This window comes from Tenacibaculum sp. MAR_2009_124, assembly GCF_900105455.1.
Classification (GTDB): Bacteria; Bacteroidota; Bacteroidia; order Flavobacteriales; family Flavobacteriaceae; genus Polaribacter.
Map to the genome: position 1 here is coordinate 173988 of NZ_FNSF01000002.1, position 16309 is coordinate 190296.

Annotated in this window: 9 protein-coding genes; 3 read left to right on the forward strand and 6 right to left on the reverse strand. The window is 31.9% G+C overall.

Going from position 1 to position 16309, the window contains the following annotated elements; genetic code table 11:
* Positions 1-6: 6 nt before the first annotated feature.
* Entirely contained in the window at positions 7-3390 is a 3384-nt protein-coding gene (porU, locus tag BLW23_RS07305; RefSeq protein ID WP_093669358.1) for a type IX secretion system sortase PorU, read from the reverse strand.
* Positions 3391-3592: 202 nt separating this feature from the next.
* Here porU and gldJ point away from each other — a divergent pair, with 202 nt between their 5' ends.
* From gldJ to BLW23_RS07320, 3 genes are all read left to right on the forward strand, one after another.
* Positions 3593-5308 (forward strand): gliding motility lipoprotein GldJ, encoded by a 1716-nt coding sequence (gldJ, locus tag BLW23_RS07310; RefSeq protein ID WP_093668600.1) that lies wholly within the window; start codon positions 3593-3595, stop codon positions 5306-5308.
* A gap of 68 nt (positions 5309-5376) precedes the next feature.
* On the forward strand, positions 5377-6630 hold the full coding sequence (locus BLW23_RS07315) for a UDP-N-acetylmuramoyl-tripeptide--D-alanyl-D-alanine ligase (protein WP_093668601.1): 1254 nt from the start codon (positions 5377-5379) through the stop codon (positions 6628-6630).
* A gap of 22 nt (positions 6631-6652) precedes the next feature.
* The gene (locus BLW23_RS07320; RefSeq protein WP_093668602.1) at positions 6653-7390 is read left to right on the forward strand and encodes a tyrosine-protein phosphatase; all 738 of its coding nucleotides are present in this window, start codon (positions 6653-6655) and stop codon (positions 7388-7390) included.
* Between the two features lie 50 nt (positions 7391-7440).
* Here the strand turns inward: BLW23_RS07320 and BLW23_RS07325 are convergent, their stop codons facing one another.
* The 5 genes from BLW23_RS07325 to ccsA all read right to left on the reverse strand — a co-directional run bounded on the left by BLW23_RS07325 (position 7441) and on the right by ccsA (position 16256).
* Complete coding sequence (locus BLW23_RS07325) at positions 7441-9813, reverse strand: GumC family protein (protein WP_093668603.1); 2373 nt, start codon at positions 9811-9813, stop codon at positions 7441-7443.
* Positions 9814-9818: 5 nt separating this feature from the next.
* Complete coding sequence (locus BLW23_RS07330) at positions 9819-10586, reverse strand: polysaccharide biosynthesis/export family protein (RefSeq protein WP_093668604.1); 768 nt, start codon at positions 10584-10586, stop codon at positions 9819-9821.
* Positions 10587-10614: 28 nt separating this feature from the next.
* Positions 10615-12366 carry a polysaccharide biosynthesis protein gene (locus tag BLW23_RS07335; protein WP_410529747.1) on the reverse strand — a complete coding sequence of 584 codons (1752 nt, stop codon included), beginning with the start codon at positions 12364-12366 and terminating at the stop codon, positions 10615-10617.
* 214 nt (positions 12367-12580) lie between these two features.
* Positions 12581-13096 carry a hypothetical protein gene (locus BLW23_RS07340; RefSeq protein WP_093668606.1) on the reverse strand — a complete coding sequence of 172 codons (516 nt, stop codon included), beginning with the start codon at positions 13094-13096 and terminating at the stop codon, positions 12581-12583.
* A gap of 52 nt (positions 13097-13148) precedes the next feature.
* On the reverse strand, positions 13149-16256 hold the full coding sequence (gene ccsA / locus BLW23_RS07345) for a cytochrome c biogenesis protein (RefSeq protein WP_317039308.1): 3108 nt from the start codon (positions 16254-16256) through the stop codon (positions 13149-13151).
* Positions 16257-16309: the final 53 nt, after the last annotated feature.

Below are 16309 nucleotides of genomic sequence, written 5' to 3' on the forward strand. Positions count from 1 at the left end.
TTCTATTTATAGTATAACTAGTTTTTCATATTTCTCAAATGTACCATTGGAAACTGTGGATCTTACGTTTAATTTATAGACGTAAACTCCTTTACCAATTTTGTTTCCGAAGTCATCTAAACCATTCCATGTTATACTTCTGGACAAATTTCCTGTTGTTTGTGATATTTGATTTATCGTTTTAACCAATTTACCAGAAACTGTGAAAATTTGTACTCGAACTTCTAATGGCTCGTTGGGTTTGTTATGATTAAACCAAAATTCAGTATAGTTAACAAACGGATTAGGATAGTTTAAAACATTACTGATGTTTAGTTCCGAGTCACTCACAACCACAAACGATAACGTTATCTCTGAAGAATTATTGTAAGTGTCCCAAGCTTTTATTCTTAAGGTATGTAAACCTTCTGATAAATCTCGAAGTTTGTAAGATACATTTCCTTTGGTAAAGTCGTCCAGTTCGGTTTGATAATAATCGTTCAAAACAATAGGATCGGATTCGTTATTATCAAGAATTGCAACGATATCATGATCAACGGCAGTAATCGAAGTGTTAATGCCACTGGGATCGGCTAAGTTTATAAGTAAATTAGGAGAAGCATTCGTAGTTCCACCATCAACAAAAGATTCATCGTTTAGGAAAGCTTGTAGTTCTGGACCAATATTATCTTCTGGAGCATCGGGATTAATACCTCCTATAGTAACATCAAAGTTAGCTCCACCTTTGTCAATGGATTTATTATTCGCGTAGAGACTAATTTTGCCTTTTCCGAAGGCTATTTTGATATCTTTAGGAACAATAAACTCAAATTTAAACACACCATTATTTACCGAAGATTTTCCTCTGAATAATTTACTTTCTTGAGAATCGAAAGTATTGATAACTCCGAAACCGTCATTGTCTAAAGTTTGTTTGTCAACCGATTTGTCATAAATAGTAGTGCTTAAACTACCATTGAAATTTGACAGAATGTTGTCAGAATCGTCAGTAACAATTCCTTCTATAGAGACTCGTGACAAGGCTTTTAACGTATCTATAGACTGAGTAATGTCCTTATCATTAATTTTTGTTAGCTTAATGTTTGGTTTTGGTATAGCTAGTTTCATCGCAGGGTCTCCGAAATAGTAAATAAAATATTTCTGGCTACTGGAAGTTCTGTTTTTTGTTTCAATCAGATTTTCAGAAATTGTTAAATCTCGGTTGTTAAAATCAAGAACGTCTCTCGTTAACTCTTTATTAAAACGTTCTCCAAGGGAGATAAAAACATTTCTAGTAGTTGTAATCATGCTTACTGCTCCACCATTTTTATTTAAAAACAATTTCTCTCCAGCTGTATCTCTTGACGGATTGTCAAATCTAGAAAACTCGCAAGTTACCGTTATAAATAGAGGAAGTGTGTTAAAGTTGTTTAAAGCTTCAATTTGGGGGATTTCAAGAAGCCTTTCATCTGCTAATCCGTCCTCACCTCCATGTCCAAAATAATCGAATACTAAAGTCCCTTTTTCTATGGTGTTACTAATTGCGTTCTTTACTTGGGGATATCTTTCTCCTCCTGAAGTAGTTTCTTGTCTAAAGGCATCTGCATATAGTTTATTAATATTATAAAAAGGTTTATTCCTTTTAATGGAATCGGCAACTTCTTCCAAACCTGCTTGAAGAGTTCTATCGGCATCTTGATCAATATCATCAGCCAAAAGTGTAATTGAATTTCTCCAATCGCCAAAGGATTTTGAGCTGTAATAATTTAAAATCTTATCGATTACTTGTTTTGCTTCTTGTGGAGATGTGACAGGAATTCTACCAGAAGCGATATCAATGTCATTAGAAGTAAGCATTGAGCCATCAGAAGGGTCTATCATTACGAAATAGTCGTCTGTTACATAAGAAGAAACGTAATCAAAACTTTGGGTCGCATGAAACGTAGGGACCACATTGTTGTTGTTTGCTAGTCTGTCTTTATAATCATATGATGAATCTCCTAAAAAACAAACATACCGCAGCTTTCTTGCTGACGATGAGTTATCATAAAGTTGCTTAATAAAATCTCTAATTGCGGTAACATCGGGAGAACCTGATGAAAACTCATTATATATTTGATTAAGTTTTACTGCGACCGAGGATAAATTACTGTTGTTTTCATGATAATCTGTTAATCTTCTAGCTTCATTGTACAAATCGTCGTTTGTAATCACTAAATATTGAATGTTTTCTAAACTGTGTAAGTCTTGATTTTCAATAGGGTATGTTTCTTCAATGGAGGGTGTGTAAAAACTATTCGAAGGAATTGCAATAAACTCATCTAAAATATTACCATTAGTTTTAAAGCTAAAGATACCCGAATTGCCATTATTTTCTATGTTTTTCGGAGTTGTATGGTCTGATACATCCCATACTTTATCGATATTATTTCCTTGAATATCAAATTGAACAATTCCATTTGTATTGAATGCTTCAAAGCTTCTAAAGTTAAATTGATTTGTTTGGACGATTAAGTTTTTCTTTCCTGAAATTTCTATAAAATCCAAATATGCTTCTGCTGAAGGCAATCCACCGTTGTTATAATCTAGTTCAATTTGAATAGTATTAGACGAAGAACTAGGAATAGAAACTTCACTTGTTCTGAGAATAGCCAAAGAAGTGACACCTGAGCTTGAGCTAGGAGGGAAATTTAATGTCGTTAAATTCGTTCCTGAACTAGAAATGCTCATTTGAGATGATAAGGAAGAATTGGCAACAGTGCTAACTTTAATTTTTATGTTAGAGTTGGCCAATTGATTGGGAAAAGGAATACTAAATGTTTGGAAGTTTTCAGAACTAAAATCTTCTCCAAACCATAGTCTTCCGACTTCAAATAAATTTTTAGTCTCTCTTTCGTAAAAGATGAAATCATCAAAAGACGTTATCGTACGTATACTAGTTTGATTAGGTTGATTTAAATTTTGAATTCTCTTACCAGGAGTATCATCAATAATTAAAAAATAATAAGATTTATCTGAGTAAATATTTTGTCGATGATTTGTTTCCTCTGTTATTGGAGATACTTCCCAGTCATGAGGACCTTTTCCATAAAATAGGATATAATCGTCATTGTTAAAAACACCATCATCTTGCCCATGAACATAAATAGCGTTCTCTTTTAGGTCATTAATTCGAGGTGAATTGACAATTTCTGGTAACATAGTCCCTCCATTTCCAAATATTTTTATATTTTTAGGATCAATAGAGTTTGAATTGATTCCGAGTTGATTTAAAAAATTATTATCAATTTTAAAAACACCAGTAGTATCAATTGAAAATTTATACCAATTCCCCTTGGATAAAACAGAGTTAGATTGCCCATATCCTAAAAAAGCAACCAATAGGTAAAAAAGAGTTGTGTATACTTTCATATTTGCTACAAAATAACGAAATTCTAAGTAAGTTATTTTCATCTTTTGTTTAATTCATGATAATAAAGTAAAAAAAGAATCGTTTGAGACTAAACGAATAACATTGTTTTTAATCAATTTGTGTTTGAAAATAAAAGTGAATATTGTTGTTAGAAGTGATAAATATTGTAAATTGCAGCACCCTTAAAATAGTTAAAAATACATGAAAAGTACGTTAAGATTATTTAGTTTATTAGCCATCTCAGGATTGCTAATTACTTCTTGTAGTAGTAAAAGAAGTGGTTCAGGACAATCTTCCCTCACTGGATGGAACTTTAATGACCCAAGTTATGGAGGTTACCTAAAAGGGAAGTACAAGGAAGGAAATAATGTGCCGCCAGGAATGGTGCATATTGAAGGAGGAACCTTTACTATGGGATTGGTTCAAGATGATGTGATGTTCGATTGGAATACTACTCCAAGACAAATGCATGTGCGTTCTTTTTATATGGATGAAACGGAAGTTACAAATTCAGAGTATAGTTTATTCATGCAATATACAAAGGATATTTTTCCTCCTGAGGATCCACAGTTTAAACATATTTACGAAGCAATTTTACCTGACACCTTGGTTTGGAGAAAAGGTTTAGGAAATACAAATTTATTATCTGAGAGTTATTTACGTCACCCATCATATGCTGAGTATCCTGTAGTTGGTGTAAGTTGGATTCAGGCAAATAAATATTGTAAGTGGCGTACAAATGCAGTGAACTTAAAAATATTAATGGATAAAGGAATTATTACAAACATTTTTAAGGAAGATTCTTTAGCATTTAAAGGAAAGAATAATTTTGATACTGATGCTTACTTAACGAATCCTTACGCCTTGTTCGATGGAGATTCTGCAATTTATAAGCGTGGATTACCTGTCCCAAGAAAGAAAGGGCAACCAAAACAAGAAAAAGGAGCTTTCTCTGGAAGACATGTTACTTCGACAGATGGTATTTTATCTCAAAAATTTAGATTACCAACGGAAGTGGAATGGGAATATGCTGCGAAAGCTATTTTTGAAAATAGAGAATATAATAATATCCGAGGAAGAAAGAAATATGCTTGGCACGGTAAATATACTCGTGATAGAGATAAAAGAAGAAAAGGTGATCAGCTAGCTAACTTTAAGCAAGGAAAAGGAAACTATTCTGGTATTGCTGGATGGAGTAGTGATGGATCAGATATTCCTAATGCTGTACGTAGTTATCCACCAAATGCTTTTGGATTATTTGATATGTCAGGAAACGTTGCAGAATGGGTTTCTGATGTTTATAGACCAATCATTGATTCTGAAGCTAATGATTTTAATTACTTTAGAGGGAATATTTTTGCTAAGAAGTTAATTAACGAAGATGGTAAAGTTGTTATTGTTGGAGATGAGCTTGGTGAAATAGAATATGATACTTTAGAAAATGGTAGAATTGTACCAAAAGAAATTCCTGGATCTGTAAAGTATATTCCAATTACAAAGGAAGATACGTATATGAGAAGAAACTATAACTTAGCTGATAATTCAAGTTTAGGTGATGGAGATCAAGCATCTTCAAAGTTTTTTGAATTGGATAAAGATGAGTTAACAGGAAAGCCAAGAATGTACAACTCTCCTCAAAAACCTGAAGCTGAAAAAGACTCATTAGGTAGAGTCATTAACAATTATAAGTACGATAATAAAGGAAGAACTACTTTAATAAGTGATAAATCACGTGTATTTAAAGGAGGAGCTTGGGCAGATAGAGAATATTGGTTAGACCCAGCGCAAAGAAGGTATTTTCCGGAGTACATGGCAACAAATTATATTGGATTTAGATGTGCTACTGACAAGATGGGACCTATGATGATGAACCAAAGAAAAACGGCAACGCCTCGATATTCAAGCAAGAATAAATAAAAATATATTTATATAACTTACAAATAATAAACCTCATTGATCTCAATGAGGTTTATTATTTTTGCATTATGAATGTGAAAGATATTTATAAGTTATATGCAGATTCTTATTTAGTTGATACAGATACTAGAACAATTAGAGAAGGATCCGTGTTTTTTGCTTTAAAAGGAGAAAACTTTAATGGAAATAGGTTTGCTCAAGAAGCTTTAAAGAAAGGAGCACGTTATGCTATTATTGATGAAAAAGAATATATAGTAAATGATAAAACTATAGTAGTTGAGGATGTTTTAAAAACACTTCAGGAGTTAGCGACGTATCATAGGAATAGATTAAATATCACAATTATTGCTTTAACAGGAAGTAATGGAAAGACGACAACAAAGGAATTAATAAATGTCGTCCTTAGTGAGAAATATAAAGTTACCGCCACAAAAGGAAATTTGAACAATCATATTGGTGTGCCTCTAACCTTATTATCAATGACTCCAGAAACTGAAATTGGAGTGGTTGAAATTGGAGCAAATCATCAAAAAGAAATAGCTTTATTATCAACAATAGCAAATCCAGATTATGGTTTAATAACTAATTTCGGTAAAGCACATTTGGAGGGATTTGGTTCAGTAGAAGGAATTATAAAAGGTAAGTCCGAATTATATGATTTTCTAAAGGATAATTCTAAGATAGCAATTGTGAATCCAGAGGATTCAATTCAGATGGATAAAACATCTAAGATTAAAAGAATATTGTTTGACGACTCAATCAAATATAATAGTGCATCACCATTTGTATCGTTGTCTTATAAGAATCAAGAGATAAAAAGTAATCTGATAGGAAATTATAACTATAGCAATATTTGTACGGCAATAACTATTGGTGCAGTTTTTGAAGTAAACTTATTGGATATAAAAAAGGCTATCGAGAAGTATGTACCTGCAAATAATAGATCTCAAGTTATAAAAAAAGGCAATTTAAAAATTGTACTCGATGCTTATAATGCAAATCCAACGAGTATGAAATGTAGTTTAGAGAGTTTCAGAGAAATGGATGGGATTTATAAAACGGTTATTTTGGGGGATATGTTTGAGTTAGGTGGGAGTAGTGGTGAGGAGCACCAACAAATAGTAACACTATTAGAGAGAAGTAATTTTGACAACTGCTATTTGGTAGGAGAGGAGTTTTTCAAAACAAATACAAGTTTTAAGAAATTTAAAGAATTTGATGACTTAAAAACATTTATGATAGAAAAACCAATCAACAATGGTAGAATTTTGATAAAGGGGTCTAGAGGGATGTCTCTGGAGAGAGTTTTAGATATTATTTAATAGTAGTTTTAATATAAGATATATGTTTTTCCTTAAGAAAAAAGAAATTCCTTTAAAAGAAGTATTTACTAATGATTTCGTAGATATTCATTCACATTTATTACCAGGCATAGACGACGGAGCAAAGGATCTTGAAAATTCTATTCAGCTAATCGAGAAAATGAGTTCGTACGGTATCAATAATTTTGTGACCACACCACATGTTTTGGGGGATGTATATCCTAATTCAAGTGAATTGATTTTGGAAAAGTCAAATGAAGTCAAAAGCGAATTGATCAAAAGAGGATATAAGAATATTCAGTTTCGTGCAGCTGCCGAATACATGATGGATGAAAAGTTTGTGGATAGGTTAGCTAATGATGATATACTTACTTTAAAAGACAATTATATTTTAGTGGAAATGTCTTATTTCAACGCCCCTTTTAATTTATTTGATATTTTATTTGAAATCCAGTTAAAGGGATACAAGCCGGTTTTAGCGCACCCTGAACGTTATAATTTTTATCATAAAGATTTTCAAATGTATTATAAGTTAAAAAAGGCAGGTTGTGTTTTTCAGCTAAACTTATTGTCATTAACGGAGCAGTATGGTAAGGGAGTACAAAAAATAACAAATAAATTATTAGAAGAAGGACTTTATGATTTCGTGGGGACAGATACGCATCATATGAATCACTTAAGACTTCTAAATAAAATTGGAGAAAAGAAAACAATAAAGAAGATAGAAACCTTAATAAAAAATAATACTATATTTAAATAGAAAGAGCAGCTTTTAAGCTGCTCTTTCTATTTGAATATATTGTGGACTCTCTATTTGCCAAATATTTTTTTATACCATGGTTTATCTATATCATCAGCTACTCCATAACCATAACCATAACCGTATCCGTAGCCATAACCATATCCACGTTTAAGATCGGTGTCATTTAATAGAATCGCAAGATTCGGTAGTTTTTTATCTCTATATAAAGTTTCTGGAACTATAAGCATTCGTTTATCCAAATAGTTGGCTCTAGTAACATAAAGTACTAAGTCGGCCTTTTTAGATATTAAAAGAGTATCTGTTACAAGATTAACAGGAGCAGTATCTATAATAACATAGTCATAATCACCACTTAATTCTTCAAAAAGCTGATCTATTTTAGAAGTCATTAACAATTCTGCCGGGTTTGGAGGAATAGCACCAGAGGCAATTATATCTAACTTAGGAATCTCAGGGATTGAAAACTTAAGAGAGTCTAAAGTAATACTGTCATTCGTAATAAAGTTTGTAATACCTTTTCTGTCTGGTATTTCTAAATACTCGGTAATTTTTGGAGCTCTTAAATCTAATCCTACTAACACAACACTTTTTCCAGATAAAGATAAAGATGCGGCTAAATTGATAGAACTAAATGATTTTCCTTCACCACTCGTAGTTGAAGTAACAAATATCACATGACCATTACCATCATTTTTTTGCGGAATCATAAAATCCAAGTTGGTTCTGATTAACCTAAATGCCTCAGCAGTACTTGATCTTGCACTAGCATTTATTACGATCTTCTCTTTAACTTCAGAGTGAGGAATGTCACCAACAAATGGGATCGATGTTAATTCTTGAATATCCTTTTTCGTATGAACTTTTGTGTCTAATAAATCTCTTAAATAGATTATAATGAAAGGAATAATGATTCCTAACAATAATGCGGCTAAATAGATGATTTTCTTTTTTGGGCTAACAGGAACGTCAGATCCATAGGCTTCATCTATAATTTTCGCATTTGGAACGGCCGTCGCTGTTAATGAAATGGCAGTTTCTTCTTTTTTCTTTAATAAATAAGAATAGAGTCCAGAAATTATTTCTTGCTGTCTAGCAATATCTAAAAACTCCCTTTCTTTTGAAGGTATAGTAGAAATTTTAGAATTATTACGCCCTGATTCACTTCTTAAGTTGTTAAGGTTTATTTCTAGAAGTCTTTCTCTATTGGATAAACTCCTTTTCAAGGAATTTCTTAAATTATTTATGTTATCTTCAACTTGAATCAGCACAGTATTCTTTTGACCTGCGCTTTGACTTAGTCGTTTTTTCTGAAGAATAAGTTCATTGTATTCAACGATAGCTTTCGAAATATTTGGGTCTTCAAGTCCTAAATTAGCGGGTAATAAATCGTCATCAGAATTTACTTCATTACTTAGAGCTTTTACAAGACTTAATTCGGTACTAGCTTGAATTAATTTTTCACGATTGATTGAACTGGTTTGAAGTATCAATTGTGCTTCCGATTCGATATCAGTAATTTTATTTTTACTTTTAAAACTTTTTACATTGTCATCTAATAAAGCAAGTTGTTTTCCGATGTTATGAAGTCGCTCAGATATAAAAGCACTTGTTTTTTCGGATACTTCTTTTTTGTCTGCAATGGCATCCTTGTTATATTGCTGAACAAGTTCGTCTAAAATATCTTCAGCCTTCTCTTTAACAGCGGATTGCAAGGAAAGTTTTAAAACACTCGATTTTTTATTAATAGGAGAGACAGAAATAGCCTTTAAATATGAATCGATTACAAAATCTAAAGAGCGTATTACAATTTTATAGGTATTTCCTATCTCTTTTTCACTATAGAAATTGGTTTTATTAATTTTAAGAGATCTTAGTTTGGAGTCCTTAATTGTGTCTCCAAATTTTAAATTGGATGATATTTCATTGTCATTCGCATCATAAAGAGAATAGCTGTTGGCAGAGTTAATCTTTATAGAAAACACAGAACCTAATGTTGTTTCTGTCTCACTAAATGAAATTCTTATCGGTAGATTATCATATATTTCACTCTCTTTTATACGTCCTTGGGTAAAATAGGTAACATCGAGGTTGAGCTTATTAATAACTCTAGAGATAAGTGTTCTTGATTTGATGATTTCTATTTCATTATCGATGTTTTTACTAGATCCACCAACTATTCCTAGATCTTCAAAAGCTGCCAATTCGTCTGATATACCACCTTTCTTGTCGTTTTTTATTAATACGGTTGTAGAGACATTATATTGAGGAGTAGAGTACCTCAAATATAGAAATGCTCCTGTAATTGCCAATATTATTCCCAAGGCAAACCACTTCCAGTGAATTAAATATTTTTCGAGCTCCGCTCTTATATTTATTGTGTCGTTATTTTCAATTTGATTTGTATACTGTTCTTGTTTCATTACAATTATCTGGAAATTAAAGTTATTATGGAAATTAAAACCCCTGCGATGGAAATAAATAATCCAGCGTTTTGGTTGGCCGATGCTGATTGAGATCTAGCATAGTTAGGTTCCACATAGACAATGTCATTTTGCTGTAAATAATACACAGGAGATATAAACAGGTTATTTGATTTAAGGTCTACTTCATACGTTTTTATCTGACCATTCTCTTCTCTCTTAACTTGAATATTCCTGACTCCAGAAATATTCAAATCCCCTGCTAATCCAACGGCCTGTAATATGGTAATTCTTTCGTTAGGGATAGTATAGGTGCCTGGCAGTTTTACATCTCCAAGTACGGTAACGGAAAAATTGGATATTCTTATAATTATTGTAGGGCTCTTGATATAATCAGGATCAAGTTTTTCTATCAGCAAGTCAATCGCTTCCTGTCTTGTCAATCCTCCAATTTGTAACCTTCCTAAAACAGGGAAATCAATATAACCATCGTTATCTACTAAATATAGCTGTTGCCTCGGTGTCCCTATTACACTGTTTGTTGTTGTAGCATAGGAAACCGCCGGTAAATTAAAAGGTTTTACAGCGTCAATATCTAAAGCTGAAATAGTAATTTGAAGAAGATCGTCAGGTTTAAAAATAGTTTTATAACTATTTGAAAACTTTGATTGATCTATTTGATCATTTTGGAAATAGACAATCTTTTTTTTTGAAACACATGAAGTGAAAATTGTAATAATAAGTAATAGAACAATCGATTTTACTTTTTGCATTGTTGAAATTTTTTGCGAAAGTACTAATTTAATTTTTTACAGAAGTATCTAATTTTTCATAGATAGAATTGTTAGATATATATTCAGGGATGATAGCTTTTATTAACTTAACTGTTAACCCACTATCATTATTTTTATTTGCTATACATAATTCCTGAATTTTTTTTGAAATAAAATCATAATTTATCTGTTGATTTTTTGCTATCATTATTTTGTCATGATAAGTAGGAGTGGTGTTTTCCCCATTAGCTAATAGCTCTTCATATAGCTTTTCACCTGGTCTTAACCCCGTTATTTTAATATCAATATCTTCAGGGAATTTTAGTCCTGATAGGTGTATCATTCTTTTGGCAATAGCATAAATTTTTACAGATTTACCCATATCAAAAATATAGATCTCCCCTCCATTCCCCATGGTTCCAGCTTCGAGAACTAATCGACACGCTTCAGGGATAGTCATAAAATAACGAGTAATATCTTTATGGGTTACAGTTAAAGGTCCGCCATTTTCAATTTGTTTTTTAAATAAAGGGATTACTGATCCGTTAGAACCAAGAACATTACCAAATCTAGTAGTTGTAAACTTGGTAGAATGATCCGTTCTGTTGCTTAAACAACTAATATACATTTCAGCAACTCTTTTGGTTGCTCCCATAACGTTAGTTGGATTCACAGCTTTATCTGTTGAAACCATAACAAATCTTTCTATATCATACATAATTGAAAGGTCCGCAATGTTTTTAGTACCACCAATATTGACTTTTACAGCTTCATAAGGACTCATTTCCATTAAAGGAACATGTTTATAGGCGGCTGCATGAAAAACTTTATTAGGATGATATTCTTCAAAGATACTGGACATCCTTATATTATCCCTTACATCAGCAACGATAGTCGTGAAGTTTATTTTACCTTTCTGATTTAATTCTTGCTGTAAGTCATATAAAGCAGATTCTGCTTGATCGACAAGAACTAGATGTTTATAGTTGTAATTACTGATCTGTCTAGAGATCTCAGAACCAATGGACCCAGCGGCTCCCGTAACCAATATTGTTTTATTATTTACATCCCTTTTTACAATAGGGTTGTCAATAGAAATTGGCTTACGGTCAAGTAGATCTTCTATTTTAACTTGTTTAATTTGATTTGCTTCTAAATCTCCATCTATCCATTTAGAAAGAGGAGGCACAATTTTGACTTTTACATCAAGAGGCAAAAGTTTATCAGTTAAGATAAGGAGCTTCTCAGATTTAATATTTTGAATTGATATAATGATTTCATCAATTTCTTTGTTTAGAATAAAATCTTTATTTATTTTATTACCATCATAGATTTTAATTCGATCAATTTTTTTTCCAACTTTTTTAGAGTTGTCGTCTGCAAAGCCAATAACTTGATAATTATTTCGAGTATCTCGGTTAAGGGCTCCATAGGTTATTAACCCAGAGTCACCAGCTCCATAAATCAAAACGTTTGTAATGTCATCCAATTCTGAGGAGATGATTTCATAGAATGCTTTAAATACATATCTGCTAATAACTAAAACCAATATCGATATTAAATAATGTATGATAACAACAGATTTGGGAATAGTAAAGTTTGGGAAGATGTTGAATGTGTTGTTTATAAGGACGATAAAAATCGTAATCATAGATAAAAGAGTTACTCCAACAAAAACATTAAAAGCATCCCTTGTTCCTGTATGTCGAATAATTCCTCTATAGGATCCTACAGTTAAAAAGCTTACTAGAGATACTAAAATGATAAAAGGTATCTGCATGTAAAAATTGTTTAAATCGAAGTTTAAACTTGCATTGAAACGGACCGCATAAGCTAGAACAAAGGAAATACATATTAGTATTATATCTATCGCCAACACAAGCCATTTAGATGCATATTTATCTATAAGCTTAAGAAATAAGTTTTTTATCATTTGATTTTTTGTAATTGTAAATCTACAAAAATATTTTTGCTACTACCTAATAATAAAAAGGTTAAATCCTTTTCATTTGCTGTTTCATCATCTGAATTTGTTCTTTCAGCATTCCTTGTTTATCAAGTTTTTTGGCTTCATTCATTAATATAGTAGCTTCTCTTTTGCGTCTTTTAGTCATAGCAATACCTGCTAGTTGTAACTTAGCCATGGCTAAATCATGATTCATGGCCAGACCTAATTTAATAGCTTTTTTTAAGAATTTCTCAGCTTGTGTTATGTTGGTTTGCGATAACATAATACCATGAAGGTAATTATAGTAGCCTTCCTGCTTTTGAGTAAGAGCCGAAGAAGGATTTTTAATATAGGATAACCATTTTTTTGCTCCTTCAAAATTTTGTTTACGTAATTGCATAAAAGCTAACAAAATGAACTCATTTTTAAAGTAAAAAAGAATGAAAATCCCTACTAGAAGTAAAATAGCAATCCCGTTACCAATATGCCCTTGAGTAAACTCATAAATAGACCAAGCAAAAGTGAGAGCGGCTAGAGTTAATTTAATATTTTTATTGAACATAATTTTTTTTTATAAGGCGTACAAAAGTACATTTATTATAATAAACTGCTTACTATTTCTTGTAAAACTTCTTGTTTTTAAACCAAGCAAGCAACCCTAGAATAAAAACAAACCCAAGCGAGTAATATACAGAAGTCGGTGTTATTACTTTATCACCACTTGCATATGAATGAAGGCCTGATAAGTAAAAATTAACCCCAAAATAAGTCATCATAATAGATGCGAAAGCGATAATCGATAACAGGTTGAATGTATATTTTCCTCGTAAACCAGGTATTAATCGCATATGTAAAACAAAAGCATAGATCATTATAGAAATTAATGCCCATGTTTCTTTTGGATCCCAGCCCCAATAACGGCCCCAACTTTCATTAGCCCACATACCTCCCAGGAAGTTTCCAATGGTTAGCATAATCAATCCAACTGTTAAAGCCATTTCATTAATAGTGGTCAGTTCCTTTAAATGTAGATCCATTTTCTTCTTGTTTTTACTATTAGTAAACAGTATTAAGAATAAAGCAAATATTCCTAAAATCAAACCAAGTGCAAAAGGCCCATAACTTGCTACAATGATAGATACATGAACCCAAAGCCACCAAGAGTTTAATACTGGTACAAGGTTTGCTATTTCTGGATCTAACCACTGTTGACTCGCAAAAAACAAAATGACCGAAGTTAAGAAGGCAGTTGCAGCAATAGTTAGAGATGATCTTCTTCCTAAAATTAGACCAAACATCATAGAGGCCAGACCAACAAAAATTACTGTTTCATAAGCATTACTCCACGGTGCATTACCACTAATATACCAACGAGCAGCCAATCCTAAGATATGCGCGGTAACTAAAATGATTATAGTTCCAATAAACAATTTAACTACAAAATTAACCCAAGGTTTGCTGTTGAATATTTGAAGAAAGACAAAAAAGATCATAAGTATACTGACGTAGCCATAATATTTCGATAGTTTAACAAAAACATTTGCTTTGTTATAGCTAATCTCAAGTTGAATTTTATCATCGCTAGGAATAACTTCTGAACCAAACTTTTTTTGAAACCTTTTGATACCATCTAGAATTTTGTCCGTTTCTGCATAATCTCCTGTTTTTTTTGAGTTTTGAAGTAGTTGAAAATAAACAGGTAAAGATTGACGAACAAAAACAGAATCAGTTCCTTTAAAGCTAGCCTGAAGCGTTTCTGGTTGAGATACCCACTTGTTTTCTTCATTGTTTGGAATTGGATAAATTCTCAATAAAGTTCCACTAATTGCCTGCGATAGTAAGTAAATACGTCTAGATATTTTTATAGCATCTTGTTCGAATTTGTTTTGGATTTTCTTTTTTTGAGCTGCGTTAACGAGTTGATCAATTTTAGATTGACCTTTATCAGTGTAAAAATCTATAAAACGAGCGTATTTCGCATCTTCTGGGAGTCCAAGTGTTTTACGGATTTCTTTGTTCCCTTTTTCAATATATATGAAAGGTATATTAATCCATAACATGGGTGTTTCTGTAATAGAGACTAATATCTGACTAGGAGATAATCCTCTAAAATTATCTGTATGGGTGACTTTTCTTATAAGTTCGGAAGCAAAAGTGTGGGCTGGCTTCATTCTTCCTCCAGCATCTTGGATAACTAAACTACTAAAGTTACTTGCATGTTCTTTACTAACAATCATTTTAGCTAAAATAGAATCTATTTTTTGTTCAGAAAGAGCTTCAGGTTTTTGAGTGTTATGTTGAGCGTTAACAACGGAAATGCTAAGTAATAACAATATACTTAAAGCTAATTTTTTATCCCTTATTTTCAATAGAGTCTTTTTTAAGTCGTAAAAACGTGTGTTTTTAATGAATAATGAAGCAACTAACCCAAAGAAAAGAAGGAAGTAACCTAAGTAAGTTATGCCTGTTCCCCAAGAATCGTAATTTACTGATAAATGAGTTTGCTCAATTTCTTGACCAGCATTTGCGTAGCTGGCTTGAAATAATCGATAACCTTTGTAATTTAAAATATGGTTCATAAATATTCTAAAATCAAAAGACTCCTTAGCGTCGGATACCGTAACTTCACTAGCGAACGATGCCGCATTTTCCGATCCAGGGTATTTTTCTAGTTGAAAATCGTTAAGTTTTACATTAAATGGAGCCTTTAATTGTTTTGCTCCATACCAAGCTCTAAAGTTAAGATCTCCAATAGAAAAACTTTCTTGGTTGTCAATGTTAAATTGACCTCCGTAAAAATTGACTCTTTTGGTTTCTTCGCCAACCGTTATATCAAAGACTAACGTGTCGTATTTGCTGTTATCTTTTTTACCACTTATGGTTTTCATTTCTCCTTTTTCAGGAGTTTTCGGAATAACAAATTGCAAACCTCCAATGTTGTGGAGTGTTAAAAGTTGAAAGTGGTGTGCGCTATCCTTTACAATTAAACCTCTTTTTTGATCAGCCATCCTAAGCCAGTCGCCGTTGTTTTTGGCTTTTATTTTTAGACTACTATCTTCATAAAAGAAATTTATAGAGGCGTTATTTTCAGGGCTATCAAACCCTACCAATATGTTGTGAATGTTTTGGATAGTTCCTCTTTTGATATAGTGTTCATGTCTTGATCCTGAAGAACTCTCTACCAAAAATAAATGTTCTACACCATTTTCGTCAAGAATTAATTTTTTTTCAGACCAAGGAATATAGTCAACTAAGTTAAAATTAACATCGTAGTTTTTACCATCTTTTCTGGGTTTAAAAAATTCGTTAAAGGATATGTTATTTTCCCCCCAAGCAGATAAAAGTAGTTTGTTATGTGTTTCTTTTTGAAATTCGTTATCGTCAATAACAACATTTAGGTAATTTGTGTCTGATAAAATAATATTTGTAGTTTCTCCTTCATCTATAATCATTAAACCTTCAAAACTTATATATCTTGTAACGGATGCTCCTATTAATATAAAAAGGAAAGCTATATGAAATAGAAAGACACTCCATTTTTCTTTTTTATAGAGGCGGTATTTAAAAATATTTCCAAAAAAATTAATTATAAAAAATACCATGATCAACTCAAACCACCATGTATTATAAATTAGTGCTTTTGATGTTTGAGTACCGAAATCATTTTCAATAAAAGTAGCTGCTCCCATAGCTATGGCAAAAACAAAAAAGAGTACAGCCATTAAGCGAGTTGAGTAGAGAATATTCAAGATTTTTTTCATCTGTATATCGAAAT

Excerpts from the sequence above, each read along its gene's own strand:
- BLW23_RS07330 (WP_093668604.1), bottom strand. The coding sequence starts at position 10,586 with ATGCAAAAAGTAAAATCGATTGTTCTATTACTTATTATTACAATTTTC.
- BLW23_RS07335 (WP_410529747.1), bottom strand. The coding sequence starts at position 12,366 with ATGCAGATACCTTTTATCATTTTAGTATCTCTAGTAAGCTTTTTAACT.
- BLW23_RS07325 (WP_093668603.1), bottom strand. The coding sequence starts at position 9,813 with ATGAAACAAGAACAGTATACAAATCAAATTGAAAATAACGACACAATA.
- BLW23_RS07320 (WP_093668602.1), top strand. The coding sequence starts at position 6,653 with ATGTTTTTCCTTAAGAAAAAAGAAATTCCTTTAAAAGAAGTATTTACT.
- BLW23_RS07340 (WP_093668606.1), bottom strand. The coding sequence starts at position 13,096 with ATGTTCAATAAAAATATTAAATTAACTCTAGCCGCTCTCACTTTTGCT.
- BLW23_RS07315 (WP_093668601.1), top strand. The coding sequence starts at position 5,377 with ATGAATGTGAAAGATATTTATAAGTTATATGCAGATTCTTATTTAGTT.
- gldJ (WP_093668600.1), top strand. The coding sequence starts at position 3,593 with ATGAAAAGTACGTTAAGATTATTTAGTTTATTAGCCATCTCAGGATTG.
- ccsA (WP_317039308.1), bottom strand. The coding sequence starts at position 16,256 with ATGGCTGTACTCTTTTTTGTTTTTGCCATAGCTATGGGAGCAGCTACT.
- porU (WP_093669358.1), bottom strand. The coding sequence starts at position 3,390 with ATGAAAGTATACACAACTCTTTTTTACCTATTGGTTGCTTTTTTAGGA.